This is a genomic window from Rubrivivax sp. JA1026 (genome assembly GCF_011065555.1).
Classification (GTDB): domain Bacteria; phylum Pseudomonadota; class Gammaproteobacteria; order Burkholderiales; family Burkholderiaceae_C; genus Rubrivivax; species Rubrivivax benzoatilyticus.
Genome location: NZ_JAALCQ010000005.1, coordinates 1 through 12,955, shown reverse-complemented (window position 1 = coordinate 12,955; position 12,955 = coordinate 1). Strand labels below are relative to the sequence as shown.

Below are 12,955 nucleotides of genomic sequence, written 5' to 3'. Positions count from 1 at the left end.
GGGTCGACGCCGCGCAAGCCCGCGACGGCGTCACAGCGCGATCAGCCGCATCCGCTCGGGCGCCGCGCCGTGGTTCAGCGGCCCGCTGCCGGCGCCGGTGCGCACCGCCGCGCCGGCGGCCAGCGCCCGGCGCACGTAGGCGTGCGCGGCCTGCACCGCGGCGTCCAGCGTGTCGCCCAAGGCCAGCCGTGCGGCGATCGCCGACGACAGCGTGCAGCCGGTGCCATGCGTGTTGGCGCTGGCGATGCGCGGCGCGCGCAGCCAGCGCCGGCCGCCGGCGCGCGTGGCCAGCAGGTCGGCGACCTCGTCGCCCGGCAGATGGCCGCCCTTGAGCAGCACCGCCGGCGCGCCGCGCGCCAGCAGCTCGTCGGCGGCCGCCGCCATGCCGGCTTCGTCGTCCAGCCGGCGGCCGGTCAGGAACCCGGCTTCGTCGAGGTTGGGCGTGACCAGCGCGGCACGCGGGAAAAGCTCGGCGACCAGCGCCTGCACGGCGTCGTCCTGCAGCAGGCGCGAGCCGCTGGTCGAGATCATCACCGGGTCCAGCACCACCGGCGCCAGGCGGTGGGCGTCGAGCGCGTCTGCGACGGCGTGCACGATGTCCGGCGCGTGCAGCATGCCGATCTTCACCGCGTCGGCGCCGATGTCCTCGGCGACGGCGTCGATCTGGGCGCGCAGCATCGCCGGCGGCACGCCGTGGATCGCGCGCACGCCCAGCGTGTTCTGCGCCGTCAGCGCGGTGATCGCCGTCATGCCGTAGGCGCCGAGAGCGGCGACGGCCTTCAGGTCGGCCTGGATGCCGGCGCCGCCGCCGCTGTCCGAGCCGGCGATGATCAGCACCCGCGCGTAGCGGTGGGTGAAGGGCGGCGGCATCATCGTGCGCCCTCCCCGACCGCACGGGCCAGCTCGCGCGCCGCGGCCTCGGGGTCGGCGGCGGCGCAGATCGCGCTGACGACGGCAACGCTGTCGGCGCCGTGCGCAATGGCCAGCGCGGCATTGCCGGCGTGCAGGCCGCCGATCGCGACCAGCGGCAGCGCCGTCGCGTCGCGCGCCGCGCGCAGGCCCTCCAGCCCCCAGGGCGGCGCGGCGTCGCTCTTGGTCGCCGTCGCGAACACCGGGCTGGTGCCCAGGTAGTCCAGCGGCAGCGATGCGGCGCGGCGCAGGTCGTCGAAGCTCTCGACCGACCAGCCGATGAAGACTTCGGGCGGCAGCAGCCGGCGCGCGTCCTCGACCGGCATGTCGCTCTGTCCAAGGTGCACGCCGTCGGCACCGCAGGCCAGCGCGACGTCGACACGGTCGTTGACGACCAGCGGCACCCGCAACGGCGCCAGCAGCGATTTCAGCGCCCGGGCGCGTTCGACGAAGGCGCGTGTGCCGAGCTGCTTCTCGCGCAGCTGAACGCAGCGCACGCCGCCGCGCACGGCGGCGGCGACGACCTGCTCCAGCGGCCGGCCGGCGCACAGCGCCTCGTCGGTGACCAGCATCAGCCGCAGCGCCTCGACGCCCCAGCCCTGCATCGGCGTGCGGCGCTCAGTCATCGACGATCCTCGCGCGGGCCAGGAAACCGGCTTCGTCGACGAGCTGCAGCGCGTCGACCAGCAGCGCGGCCATCGTGCCGACGCCGGCGCCACGGGCGCGCGCCTGCTCGGCGGCGATCTCGCCGGCCACGCCCATCAGCGCCGTGGCCGCGGCGGTGGCGCGCCAGGCGTCGGGCTGCACGGCGCAGAAGGCGCCGACCAGCGCCGTCAGCGAGCAGCCGACGCCGGTGATGCGTGTCATCCACTCGTGGCCGTTGTCCAGGCGCAGCACCCGGCCGTCGGGCGCGACGACGTGGTCGACGGCGCCGCTGACGCAAACGACGGCGCCGTGGTTGGCCGCCAGCGCCAGCGCCGGCGCCAGCGCCGCCTCGGTGCCGGCGCTGCTGTCGACGCCGCGCGTGGCGACGGCCTCGCCGGCCAGGCTCATGATTTCCGAGGCGTTGCCGCGGATCGCCGTCGGCCGGCCGGCGGCCAGCAGCGCCGCCAACGTGCGGTTGCGGTAGGCCGTGGCGCCGGCGCCCACCGGGTCCAGCGCCACCGGCACGCCGCGCGCGTTGGCGGCGCGCAGCGCGATCGTCATCGCCTCGACGGCATAGGCGTCGAGCGTGCCGATGTTGATGACCAGCGCCTGGGCGATGGCGACCATGTCCTCCAGCTCCTCGTGCGCCTGGGTCATCACCGGCGAGGCGCCGGCGGCCAGCAGCACGTTGGCGTTGAAGTTGGTCACCACCACGTTGGTGATGCTGTGCACGAGCGGGCGGCGCTCGCGCAGGGTCTGGATGTCGGCCCAGAGATCGCGGGCCTGGAGCGTGGTTCTTGCCATGACGTCCTTGCAACGAAATGGCAGGTCGGCCGGCTCCGGAAGCGGCGGCGCGGCAGCACGGCGGCGGCGCTTCCGGACTCGACTTCCCTGCGCGAGGATTACCTCAATCAGGTTCTAAGGGACTCTCTCAGCCGGCCTGGCCGTCGCACGACGGCCGGGCCAGCACCCCCAGCGAGACCGCGCACGGTGCGCGGCGACCCGCATTCTAGAAGGCGCGGGCCGCGCACAATCGGCGTCCCACCCCGCCGTTCGGAGGCTCGTTTGAGCGATCTCGACTGCCGCGTCGCGCAGTTGTTCGTCCACCCCGTGAAGTCCTGCGCCGGCATCGAATGCGACGAAGCGCTCGTCGTCGAGACCGGCCTCGACCTGGACCGCGCCTGGATGCTGGTCGACGAGACCGGCGCGATGCTCACCCAGCGCCAGCTGCCGCGTTTGGCGCTGGTCGCGACCACGCTGCGCGGCGACGAGCTGGTGCTGCGTGCGCCCGGCATGCTGGCGCTGCACCTGCCGGTCGACCAGGTCGAGCGCGCCACCCGCGCCCGCGTCTGGGACGACGAGGTCGCGGCCTGGGACCTGGGCGCGCTGGCCGCGCAATGGTTCGGCGACTTCCTCGGCCGCCCGGCGCGGCTGCTGCGTTTCGACCCCGAGCAGCGCCGGCTGTCCTCGCGTCGCTGGACGGGCGACATCGAGGCCGAGAACCAGTTCTCCGACGGCTTCCCGATCCTCGTCGCCTCCACCGCGTCGCTGGCCGAACTGAACGAGCGTCTGGCGGCACGCGGCCAGCCGCCGGTGGGCATCGAACGTTTCCGCCCCAACCTCGTGCTCGACGGCCTGCAGCCCTTCGACGAGGACCATCTCGACGAGATCGTCATCGAGGCCGACGGCGGCCCGGTGCGGCTGAAGCTCGTCAAACCCTGCGTGCGCTGCTCGATCCCGAACGTCGACCCGGCGACGGCCGAGACCGGCGCCGAGCCCGGCGCGACGCTGGCCGGTTTCCGCGCCGACGCGCGCATGGACGGCGGCATCACCTTCGGCATGAACGCGGTGATCGTCGAGGGTTTCGGCCGCACGCTGCGCCGCGGCCAGGCGGCGAACGCGAGCTGGGCCTTCTGAATCCGCACGGCGGGCGCCGGCTGTAGGAAAATCGCCGCCTTCGCGCCGGCGCCTGCCGCCGGCGCCCCGAACGCCTCCTTTCGCGAAAGCCCCTCCATGAGCCTCAAGTGCGGCATCGTGGGCCTGCCCAACGTCGGCAAGTCCACCCTCTTCAACGCCCTCACCAAGGCCGGCATCGCCGCCGAGAACTACCCGTTCTGCACGATCGAGCCCAACGTCGGCGTCGTCGAGCTGCCCGATCCGCGCCTCGTCAAGCTCTCGGAGATCGTCAAGCCCGAGCGTGTCGTGCCGGCGATCGTCGAGTTCGTCGACATCGCGGGCCTCGTGGCCGGCGCCAGCAAGGGCGAAGGCCTGGGCAACCAGTTCCTGAGCCACATCCGCGAGACCGACGCCATCGTCAACGTCGTGCGCTGCTTCGACGACGAGAACGTGATCCACGTCGCCGGCCGTGTCGACCCGATCGCCGACATCGAGGTCATCCAGACCGAGCTCTGCCTGGCCGACCTGGGCACCGTCGAGAAGAGCCTGGTGCGCTACTCCAAGCAGGCGCGTGCCGGCGGCGACAAGGAGGCCCAGCGCCTGGTCGACGTGCTGCAGAAGTGCCAGGCGGCGCTGAACGAGGCGAAGCCGGTGCGCTCGATCGACTTCAGCAAGGAGGAGCTGGTCGTGCTCAAGCCGCTGTGCCTGATCACCGCCAAGCCGGCGATGTTCGTCGGCAACGTCGCCGAGGACGGCTTCGAGAACAACGCCTACCTCGAGCGCCTGCGCGAGTACGCTGCGGCGCAGAAAGCGCCGGTGGTCGCGATCTGCGCCAAGACCGAGGCCGACCTGGCCGACATGTCCGACGAGGACCGCACGCTGTTCCTGGCCGAGATGGGCCAGGACGAGCCGGGCCTGAACCGCCTGATCCGCGCCGCGTTCACGCTGCTGGGCTTGCAGACCTACTTCACCGCCGGCGTGAAGGAAGTGCGCGCCTGGACGATCCACATCGGCGACACCGCGCCGCAGGCCGCCGGCGTCATCCACACCGACTTCGAGCGCGGCTTCATCCGCGCCCAGACCATCGCCTACGAGGACTTCGTCGCCTTCGGCGGCGAACAGGGTGCCAAGGACGCCGGCAAGATGCGCGCCGAAGGCAAGGAATACGTCGTCAAGGACGGCGACGTGATGAACTTCCTGTTCAACGTCTGATCCCCACGACCATTTCCTGAGCGCCGCGACACGCGGCGCCGGGCGGCGGTAGAGTGGGTCCGTGCGCCCGAACGCCGACGCCCCGTCTGCCGTCGCCACTCCACCCGCCTGGCGGGTCGCCGTCGCGACGGCCCTCGCCTACGCGGCGATCGGCTGGCTGGCCCTGCTGCTGGCCGTGCCGCCGGGCTACGCCTCGCCGCTGTATCCGCCGTCGGGCATCGCGCTGGTCGCGGTGCTGGTCTACGGGCGCGCGGCACTGCCCGGGGTCTTCCTCGGCAGCTGTCTCGTCAACCTCGTGCTCGGCGCGGCTCGCGGGCAGGCCGAGCTCTCCGCCCTGCTCGTGCCGGTGGCGATCGGCTTTGGCGCGATGCTGCAGGCCGCGCTGGGCGCGGCGCTGGTGCGACGGCTGGTGCCGCAGCCGCTGGTGCTCGACAGCGCGCGCGACATCACGGCCACCGGCGTCTGGGGCGGCATCGTCGCCTGCCTGGTCAACCCGGTCGTCGCGACGGCGGCGCTGTGGAGCGCCGGGGCGCTGAGCAACAGCCAGGCGCCGGTGACGGCGCTGACCTGGTGGGTCGGCGACACGCTCGGCGTGATGATCGGTGCCCCACTGGCGCTGACCCTCGTCGGCCGGCCGGCCGCCGCCTGGCGCCCGCGGCGGCGCACGGTGGCGCTGCCGCTGCTGGCCACGACGCTGCTGCTGGCCGGCGCGACGGTGGCGGTGGGGCGCTGGGACCGCGAGCGCCTCGTCGCCAGCTTCCGGGCCGACGCCGCGACGCTGGCCGCCGACGCCGACCGCCAGCTGCACGAGCCGTTGCAGGCGCTGCAGGCCCTGGCCGGCGCCTACCGGGCGGCCGGCGGCATGAATGCCGCCATGCTGGACGACGCGGCGCGCTGGTGGCTGTCGCAGCCGCTGCAGCTGCGCGCCGCGGGCCACGCCAGCCGCGTGCCGCGCCACGCGATCGCCGCCTTCGAGGCCCGCCAGCGCGGCGCCGGCGCGGCCGACTTCACGGTGCACATGCGTGGGCCGGCCAGCTCGCCGGATGCGCTGGTGATCGACCTCATCGCGCCGCGCGAGTCCAACGAACGGGCGCTGGGCGTCGACATCATGACGGTCCCGGCGGCCCGCGCCGCGCTGGAGCTGGCACGCCAGAGCGGCGAGCCGACGGCCACCGCGGCATTCCGGCTGTCGCAGTCGGACCCGAAGGACGACGAGAACGGCTTCGTCCTGTACTACCCGCTCTACGCCGGCGGCCGGCCGGCGGACGCCGCGACACGCGCCGAGCGCTTCACCGGCGTGCTGTTCGTCACCGTGCGCGCCGAACGCCTGCTCTCCAGCCTGCCGGGCAACGACGCCGCCGGCCTGCACTGGTGTCTGGTCGACACCGAGCCCGGCATCGAACGTGTCCGCCTGGCCGGCCCCACCGGCTGCGAGAACGAACGCCCCGAGGGCCTGCGCGCCGAGCACCGCATCGCACTGGCCGCACGCACGCTGGAACTGCGCGTGACTTCGACGCCGGCCTGGGAACGTGAACGCCAGCAGACCAACGCCTGGGTGTTCTCGGTGGCCGGGCTGGCCGCCGCCGCCGTGCTCGGTGCGCTGCTGCTGACCGTGACCGGGCGCGCCCACCGCATCGGCCTGGCCGTCGACGAGCGCACCGCCGAGCTGCGCCGCGAGATCGGCGAGCGCCGTCGCGCCGAGGAGGAGATGCGCGAGGTGCAGGACCGGCTGCGCGGCATCCTCGACAACGTGCCGATCGGCGTGATGTTCGCCGACCTCGACGGCCGCCTGCTCGACACCAACCCCTGCCTGTGCACGATGCTCGGCCGCAGCGCCGAAGAGCTGGTGCGCTGCTCGCTCGACGACATCTCCCACCCCGACGAACGCGAGGCCGACCGCCAGGCGCTGCGCACGCTGCGTGCCGGCGGCGCGAGCACGGTGCGCCGCCAGACGCGGCTGCTGCGTGCCGACGGCGCGGCGCTGCACGCGCGCACGCTGTTCACGCTGCTGCACGACGCCTCGGGCCAGCCCTGGCGCCTGGCCGGTGTCGCCGAGGACATCACCGAACACCGGCGGCTCGAGGAGTCGGAGCGGGCGCTGCACCGCGCCGAGGCCGCCAACCGCGCCAAGACCGAGTTCCTGTCGCGCATGAGCCACGAGCTGCGCACGCCGCTGAACGCGATGATCGGCTTCGCCCAGCTGCTGGGCCTGGACCGCGACCCGCCGCTGGCGCCGCACCAGCGCGAGTGGTCGACGCAGATGCTGCGCGCCGGCTGGCACCTGCTGGCGATGATCAACGACACGCTGGACCTGGCGCGGCTGGAGACCGGTGCGGTGCAGCTGGACCTGCGCCCGCTGGACCTGCGTTCGGCCGTCGGCGCCAGCATCGAGATGATCGCCACCGCCGCCGAGCGCATGGGCGTCACGGTGGATGCCGAACTCGCGCCGGAAGCGCTGGCGGTGCTGGCCGATGACACGCGGCTCAAGCAGGTGCTGACCAACCTGCTGTCCAACGCGGTCAAGTACAACCGGCCGGGCGGCACCGTCGTCGTCGAGTCGCTGGCGCCCGACGACGAACACGTGCAGCTGCGCGTGCGCGACACCGGCCTGGGCATGACGCCGGAGCAGGTGGCCGGCCTGTTCCAGCCCTACAACCGGCTGGGCCGCGAGCAGAGCACGATCGAGGGCACCGGCATCGGCCTCGTCATCAGCCGCCGGCTGGCCGAGCTGATGGGCGGCACGCTCGACGGCGACAGCACCGCCGGCAGCGGCTCGGTGTTCACGCTGACGCTGCCGCGCGCCGAGCTGGTGGCCGGCGCGCCGCCGTCGACGATCAGCGCGCCGCTGGAGCCCTACACCCGGCGGCGCGTGCACTACATCGAGGACAACGAGACCAACGTCGAGGTCATGCGCGGCGTGCTCGCGCAGCGGCCGCAGATCGTGCTGGAGGTCTCGACGATGGGTCTGGACGGGCTGGCCGCGGTGCGCCAGCACCGGCCGCACCTGATCCTGCTGGACATGCACCTGCCCGACATCAGCGGCCTGGAGCTGCTGCGCCACCTGAAGCAGGACCGCGACGTCGCCGACATCCCGGTGATCGTCGTCAGCGCCGACGCGACGACGGCGCGCATGCAGGAGGCGCTGACGCTGGGCGCCGCCCAGTACGTCACCAAGCCGCTGGACGTGCGCCGCTTCCTGCGCACCGTCGACGAGGCGCTGGCGTCGCACGAGACACGCTGGGGCTTGTGACGGGCGGAGCACCTCGAACGTGGCCGCTGCCTCGGCGGGCCGTCGCTACACTCGACGCGACAAGATCCGATGCCCAGGGAGGGTTCATGAGAGCGTTCAAGATCGCGGCGCTTGCCGCGCCGCTGCTGCTGGTGGCCGGTTGCGCCAAGTCGCCGGAGTCGACGGTCGAGAGTTTCTACACCGCCGTCGGCAAGGGGCAGATCACCGAGGCCCAGAGTTATCTGTCGCAGCAGATCGTGGCCCTGCTCGGGCCGCAGAAGATCAGCGCGGCGCTGGCCAAGGAGTCGACCCGCGTCGGCGAGTGCGGCGGCATCAAGTCGGTCGAGGTCAAGCTGTCGGGCGAGGGCGAGGTCCGCCAGGGCAGCGCCACCGTCAGCTACAAGGGCCAGTGCCCCGCGAAGACCGAGGCGGTCAAGCTCATCCAGGAAGATGGCAAGTGGAAGATCGGCGCGGCGAAGTAGCCGGCCGGCGGCGCCGCTGACGGCGCTGGGCCTGGGGGTCGCGCTGGCCGCGGCGGCGGCCGTCTCGGCGACGCTGCGCGCCGATCGCCCACCGCCGGTCGAAGCCGGGCCCGTGACACCGCTGCCGGCCGTGCAGGTCTTGCGCGACGGCGATCTCGTCTTCCGGCGCGGACGTGACCTGATGGCCGGCATCGTCCTCGCGCAGGACGACCGGGCGCGTTTCTCCCACGTCGGCATGCTGCTGATCGACGACGGCCGGCCGATGGTCGTGCATGCGACGCCGGGCGAGGGCCAGGGCCCGTCGGGCGTGCTGCGCGAGTCGTTGCAGGCCTTCGCGGCCGCGGAGCTCGCCGCCGAGGTCGCCGTCTTCCGGCCGCCGAACCTGGACCCGGCGGCCGGTGCGGCGCTGCGGCGTTATCTCGAAGCCCAGGTCGGCAAGCCTTTCGACCTCGGATTCGTGTACTCGGACGACACCACGATGTACTGCACCGAGCTGGTGTTGAAAGCCCTGCGCGCCGGCGGCGTCGACCTGGCGCCGCGCCTGGCCACGGTCAGCGCGCCGACACTGCGCGAGCCGGCCTATTCGCCGGATGGTCTGCGCCGCGACGCGCTGCTCTCGGAGATTCGAGACCAGCCATGAATGTGGGCACACGCTCACAACGGCGACGCCGCCGGTCCTTAGCACTCATCCCGACCGAGTGCTAATATTTTGTGGAACTCGAGACCTCCTCCAGGACTCCCAAGCCACCATGAACCCTGCCACCACCGCCCTGACCGTCCGCGATCCGTGGGCCCTGGTGCCCTCGATCGGCCATCTCGACGCCTACATCACGGCCGTCAACCGCCTGCCGATGCTCAGCGCACAAGAAGAAGTGGCGCTCGGCAAGCGCCTGCGCGAGCACGGCGACCTCGAAGCCGCCGGCCGCCTGGTGCTGTCGCACCTGCGCCTCGTCGTCTCGGTCTCGCGCCAGTACCTGGGCTACGGCCTGCCGCACGGCGACCTGATCCAGGAAGGCAACGTCGGCCTGATGAAAGCCGTCAAGCGCTTCGACCCCGACCAGGGCGTGCGCCTGGTCAGCTACGCGCTGCACTGGATCAAGGCCGAGATCCACGAATACATCCTGAAGAACTGGCGCATGGTCAAGGTCGCGACGACCAAGGCCCAGCGCAAGCTGTTCTTCAACCTGCGCTCGATGAAGCAGGGCCTGAAGGCCGACGCCGCCGAGGCCGACCTGCACCGCAGCACGCTGACGCCGGCCGAGGTCGAGACCGTCGCGCGCGAGCTGAACGTCAAGCCCGACGAAGTCGTCGAGATGGAGACCCGGCTCGCCGGCGGCGACGTCGCGCTGGAGCCGCAGACCGACGACAGCGAGGAGAGCTTCGCGCCGATCGCCTACTTGGCCGACGAGGCCAGCGAGCCGACGCGCCTGCTCGAGGCCCGGCGCCGCGACTGGCTGTCCGGCGACGGCATCGCCCAGGCGCTGTCGGTGCTGGACGCACGCAGCCGCCGCATCGTCGAGGAGCGCTGGCTGAAGGTCAACGACGACTCCAGCGGCGGCATGACGCTGCACGAACTGGCGGCCGAATACGGCGTCAGCGCCGAGCGCATCCGCCAGATCGAGGTCGCGGCGATGAAGAAGATGCGCAAGGCGCTCGAGGCCGCCGCCTGACGCGCCGCCGCCGCCCTGCCCCACCGCCGGGCCGCCTTCGGGCGGCCCGCGTCGTTTTCAGGCGGCCTTCTCGTCGAGCAGGATCTTCAGGTCGTGCCGGAGCTTGTCGATGCCGGCGCCGTAGCGCGTGAACACGCGCACCCGGCCCTGGGTGTCGAAGACGTAGGAGCCGGCGGTGTGGTCGATCGTGTAGCTGGTCGGCGTCTGGCCGGCGACCTTGTTGTAGAAGACCTTGAACTGCTTGGCCGCGGCCTTGGTCTCTTCGGGCGTGCCGCGCAACGCGACGAAGCCGGGGTCGAAGTTGGCGACGTAGGCCTTCAGCATCTCCGGCGTGTCGCGCTCGGGGTCGACGCTGACGAACACGCCCTGGATGCGCTCGCCGTCGGGCCCCAGCTGGCGCTTGACCTCGGCGAGCTCGACCATCGTCGTCGGGCAGACGTCGGGGCACTGGGTGTAGCCGAAGAAGACCACCGTGACCTTGCCGCGGAAGTCCTGCAGGCTGCGCCGGCGGCCGTCGGCGTCGGGCAGGTTCAGCTCTTTCGCGTAGTCGGCGCCGGTGATGTCGACGCCGTCGAAGCCGGCACGCGGCGGGCTGTTGCCACTGTCACAGGCGGCGAGCGCGAGCGCCGCGGCGGCGGCGAGGATCAGACGGCGGGAACGGACAGTCATGGCCTGAGGAGCGCGAACGGACGGAAGCGGCAAGCCTAGCAGCGTTGCGAGGCTGCCCCTGACGGCGCCGGGGCGCGGGGGCATCAGCCGCGGCCGGGACGCCCGGCGCGCACCATGCTGCGCAAGTCGTCGAGCGGCACCGCGGTCTGCGCCGCGACACGCGGCCGCGGCGGCGGCCGGAAGGCGTGGCCGAAGACGATCTCGAAAGCGAGCGCCGGGCGGCCATCGGCGGCGGCGTCGGCGGCGAGCGCCGCCTCGAGCCGCCGACGCCAGCGCGGCGTGCGCAGGCCGGCGTGGCGCGACACCGCGACGTTGCCGCCCAGGGTGCGCAGCTCGGCGATCGCCGCCGCCGCGTCGGGCCAGGTCAGCGTGACGATCTCCTGGTCCATCACCGGGTCGGCGAAACCGGCCTCGACCAGCATGTCGCCGAGGTCGTGCATGTCGACGAAGGGCGCGAACGGCGCCGGCCAGCCCTGCGCGGCGTAGAGCGAACGCAGCCGCTCCAGCGTGCCCGGGCCGAGTGTCGAGAACATCAGGAACCCGTCGACGGCCAGCGCCCGGTGCCAGCGCGCCATCGCGGCCCGCGGGTCGGCGACACCGTGCAGCATCATGTTCGCCCAGACCAGCTCGGCGCCGCCCGGCGGCACGTCGGCCTCGGCCAGCACCTGCAGCGGGCGGGCGCCGCCCCAGCGCCGCGGCGACCACCACGGCGCTGCGGCCGGCGCCGGCGCGGCCTCGGACTCGACGGCGACGATCTCGGCGGCCGGATAGGCCGCAGCCAGCACGCCGCGGCTGGCGCCGGTGGCAGCCCACCAGTCGAGCACTTTCGCCGGCTGTTTGCGGATCACGGCCAAGCGGTCGGCCATGCGGCGCGCGACCTCGCCGTGCAGCCAGGGCGGCGCGTCGGCGGCGCGCAGGCGGCGCAGCACGCGGGCCAGCGCCGCCTCGTCGAGCGGGCGGCGCGTGCTGCGCTCGGCGGCGTCGGTCTCGGGCATGCGGCCAGTATATTGAGACCATGCCTTCGGCCGCCTGGCTCGCCCGCTTGCCCGGACAGTGCGAGGTCTGCCGCAGCGCCACCCGCGCGGCGCTGTGCGCCGACTGCGTCGCACGTTTCGCCGCACCGCGGCCACGCTGCCGCCGCTGCGCGCTGCCGCTGGCCGCCGGCGATCTGTGCGGCGAATGCCGCCAGCACCCGCCGCCGTTCGAACACACCGCCTGTGCCGCCGACTACGGTTTCCCCTGGGACGGCCTGGTCGCGGCGCTGAAGTTCCACGGCCGCGTCGAACTCGCCGCCGCGCTGGCGCCGCTCGTGGCCGACGCCGCCGCGGCGCTGCCGGTGCCGGAGGTCGTCGTGCCGGTGCCGCTGTCGGCCCGGCGGCTGGCCGAGCGCGGCTACAACCAGGCCTGGGAGATCGCGCGCCGCGCCGCCCGGCAACGCGGCGTGCCGGCGCGCACCGACTTGCTGGAACGGCTGATCGACACGCCGCCGCAGGCCGAGCTGGGGCGCGCCGAACGCCTGGCCAATCTGCGCGCCGCCTTCCACGTGCCGCCGGCGGCGCGCGCCGTGCTCGCCGGGCGCCGCATCGCACTGGTCGACGACGTCGCGACCACCGGCACGACGCTGCGCGAAGCCGCGGCCGCCTTGCGCCAGGCCGGCGCCGCGGCGGTCGACGCCTGGATCCTGGCGCGCACGCCGGACTGAGTTATGGTCGGCCGATGTTCGACATCGTGCTCGTCCACCCCGAAATCCCGCCGAACACCGGCAACGTCATCCGCCTGGCGGCCAACACCGGCTGCCGGCTGCACCTCGTCGAACCGCTGGGTTATTCGATGGACGACAAGCAGCTGCGCCGCGCCGGGCTGGACTACCACGAGTACGCGCCGGTGCGCCGCCACGCGTCCTGGGACGCGCTGCTGGAGACCGAACGCCCCGATCCGGCGCGCATGTTCGCGTTCACGACCCGCGGCTCGCACCCGCTGGCCGAGCAGCGCTGGGCGCCAGGCGACTGGCTGGTCTTCGGCGCCGAGAGCGCCGGCCTGCCGGCCGAGCTGCTGGCACGGTTCCCCGACGCGCAGCGTGTGCGCCTGCCGATGCGCGCCGGCCAGCGCAGCCTGAACCTCAGCAACGCGGTGGCGGTCGCAGTCTTCGACGCCTGGCGGCAGGCCGGCTACGCCGGCGCCGCCTAGAAGGCGGCTTTACGCACGGCTCCCCCGAGCCCCCTCCTGTATGGACCGGGGACACA

At 73.3% G+C, this 12,955-nt stretch carries 13 protein-coding genes and 1 riboswitch; of the genes, 8 read left to right on the top strand and 5 right to left on the bottom strand.

Features of this window, described 5'->3' with window-relative positions:
* Positions 1 to 30: 30 nt before the first annotated feature.
* From thiD to thiM, 3 genes are read right to left on the bottom strand one after another with little or no spacing between them, the layout of a single operon-like run.
* Complete coding sequence (gene thiD, locus G5B56_RS10010; protein ID WP_164963101.1) at positions 31 to 873, bottom strand: bifunctional hydroxymethylpyrimidine kinase/phosphomethylpyrimidine kinase; 843 nt, start codon at positions 871 to 873, stop codon at positions 31 to 33.
* Entirely contained in the window at positions 870 to 1,535 is a 666-nt protein-coding gene (thiE, locus tag G5B56_RS10005; RefSeq protein ID WP_164963100.1) for a thiamine phosphate synthase, read from the bottom strand. Before thiE ends, thiD begins: the two co-directional genes overlap by 4 nt.
* Complete coding sequence (gene thiM, locus G5B56_RS10000; protein WP_009855255.1) at positions 1,528 to 2,358, bottom strand: hydroxyethylthiazole kinase; 831 nt, start codon at positions 2,356 to 2,358, stop codon at positions 1,528 to 1,530. Before thiM ends, thiE begins: the two co-directional genes overlap by 8 nt.
* Before the next feature lie 67 nt (positions 2,359 to 2,425).
* A riboswitch (TPP riboswitch) is annotated at positions 2,426 to 2,538 on the bottom strand.
* Positions 2,539 to 2,619: 81 nt separating this feature from the next.
* Between thiM and G5B56_RS09995 the strand changes: the two genes are divergently transcribed.
* The 6 genes from G5B56_RS09995 (at position 2,620) to rpoH (ending at position 10,043) form a co-directional block, all read left to right on the top strand.
* A complete protein-coding gene (locus tag G5B56_RS09995; protein WP_164963099.1) occupies positions 2,620 to 3,471 on the top strand; it encodes an MOSC domain-containing protein in 852 nt (283 codons plus the stop codon).
* A gap of 96 nt (positions 3,472 to 3,567) precedes the next feature.
* Complete coding sequence (gene ychF / locus G5B56_RS09990) at positions 3,568 to 4,662, top strand: redox-regulated ATPase YchF (RefSeq protein WP_009855257.1); 1,095 nt, start codon at positions 3,568 to 3,570, stop codon at positions 4,660 to 4,662.
* 61 nt (positions 4,663 to 4,723) lie between these two features.
* Positions 4,724 to 7,912 (top strand): CHASE domain-containing protein, encoded by a 3,189-nt coding sequence (locus G5B56_RS09985; RefSeq protein ID WP_164963098.1) that lies wholly within the window; start codon positions 4,724 to 4,726, stop codon positions 7,910 to 7,912.
* Positions 7,913 to 7,998: 86 nt separating this feature from the next.
* Entirely contained in the window at positions 7,999 to 8,373 is a 375-nt protein-coding gene (locus tag G5B56_RS09980) for a DUF4878 domain-containing protein (protein ID WP_009855259.1), read from the top strand.
* Complete coding sequence (locus tag G5B56_RS09975) at positions 8,342 to 9,013, top strand: YiiX/YebB-like N1pC/P60 family cysteine hydrolase (protein WP_164963097.1); 672 nt, start codon at positions 8,342 to 8,344, stop codon at positions 9,011 to 9,013. The genes G5B56_RS09980 and G5B56_RS09975 overlap by 32 nt, the downstream gene beginning before the upstream one ends.
* 109 nt (positions 9,014 to 9,122) lie before the next feature.
* Positions 9,123 to 10,043, top strand: coding sequence for an RNA polymerase sigma factor RpoH (rpoH, locus tag G5B56_RS09970; protein WP_164963096.1), 921 nt, complete (start codon positions 9,123 to 9,125; stop codon positions 10,041 to 10,043).
* Between the two features lie 57 nt (positions 10,044 to 10,100).
* Here rpoH and G5B56_RS09965 read toward each other — a convergent pair whose 3' ends face one another.
* Positions 10,101 to 10,712 carry an SCO family protein gene (locus tag G5B56_RS09965; RefSeq protein WP_009855262.1) on the bottom strand — a complete coding sequence of 204 codons (612 nt, stop codon included), beginning with the start codon at positions 10,710 to 10,712 and terminating at the stop codon, positions 10,101 to 10,103.
* A gap of 83 nt (positions 10,713 to 10,795) precedes the next feature.
* Positions 10,796 to 11,707 carry a trans-aconitate 2-methyltransferase gene (locus G5B56_RS09960; RefSeq protein WP_164963095.1) on the bottom strand — a complete coding sequence of 304 codons (912 nt, stop codon included), beginning with the start codon at positions 11,705 to 11,707 and terminating at the stop codon, positions 10,796 to 10,798.
* A 20-nt stretch (positions 11,708 to 11,727) separates the two neighbouring features.
* On the opposite strand from G5B56_RS09960, the gene G5B56_RS09955 reads away from it, so the two are divergent.
* Together G5B56_RS09955 and G5B56_RS09950 are read left to right on the top strand one after the other, a co-directional pair.
* Positions 11,728 to 12,414 carry a ComF family protein gene (locus tag G5B56_RS09955; protein ID WP_164963094.1) on the top strand — a complete coding sequence of 229 codons (687 nt, stop codon included), beginning with the start codon at positions 11,728 to 11,730 and terminating at the stop codon, positions 12,412 to 12,414.
* Positions 12,415 to 12,428: 14 nt separating this feature from the next.
* A complete protein-coding gene (locus G5B56_RS09950; protein WP_164963093.1) occupies positions 12,429 to 12,899 on the top strand; it encodes a tRNA (cytidine(34)-2'-O)-methyltransferase in 471 nt (156 codons plus the stop codon).
* The last annotated feature ends 56 nt before the right edge of the window (positions 12,900 to 12,955 follow it).

What these genes read in the sequence shown, in the direction of transcription:
- G5B56_RS09980 (WP_009855259.1), top strand. Translation starts at nt 7,999, where the DNA reads ATGAGAGCGTTCAAGATCGCGGCGCTTGCCGCGCCGCTGCTGCTGGTG.
- thiE (WP_164963100.1), bottom strand. Translation starts at nt 1,535, where the DNA reads ATGACTGAGCGCCGCACGCCGATGCAGGGCTGGGGCGTCGAGGCGCTG.
- G5B56_RS09960 (WP_164963095.1), bottom strand. Translation starts at nt 11,707, where the DNA reads ATGCCCGAGACCGACGCCGCCGAGCGCAGCACGCGCCGCCCGCTCGAC.
- rpoH (WP_164963096.1), top strand. Translation starts at nt 9,123, where the DNA reads ATGAACCCTGCCACCACCGCCCTGACCGTCCGCGATCCGTGGGCCCTG.
- G5B56_RS09965 (WP_009855262.1), bottom strand. Translation starts at nt 10,712, where the DNA reads ATGACTGTCCGTTCCCGCCGTCTGATCCTCGCCGCCGCCGCGGCGCTC.
- G5B56_RS09975 (WP_164963097.1), top strand. Translation starts at nt 8,342, where the DNA reads ATGGCAAGTGGAAGATCGGCGCGGCGAAGTAGCCGGCCGGCGGCGCCG.
- thiM (WP_009855255.1), bottom strand. Translation starts at nt 2,358, where the DNA reads ATGGCAAGAACCACGCTCCAGGCCCGCGATCTCTGGGCCGACATCCAG.
- ychF (WP_009855257.1), top strand. Translation starts at nt 3,568, where the DNA reads ATGAGCCTCAAGTGCGGCATCGTGGGCCTGCCCAACGTCGGCAAGTCC.
- G5B56_RS09950 (WP_164963093.1), top strand. Translation starts at nt 12,429, where the DNA reads ATGTTCGACATCGTGCTCGTCCACCCCGAAATCCCGCCGAACACCGGC.
- G5B56_RS09955 (WP_164963094.1), top strand. Translation starts at nt 11,728, where the DNA reads ATGCCTTCGGCCGCCTGGCTCGCCCGCTTGCCCGGACAGTGCGAGGTC.
- thiD (WP_164963101.1), bottom strand. Translation starts at nt 873, where the DNA reads ATGATGCCGCCGCCCTTCACCCACCGCTACGCGCGGGTGCTGATCATC.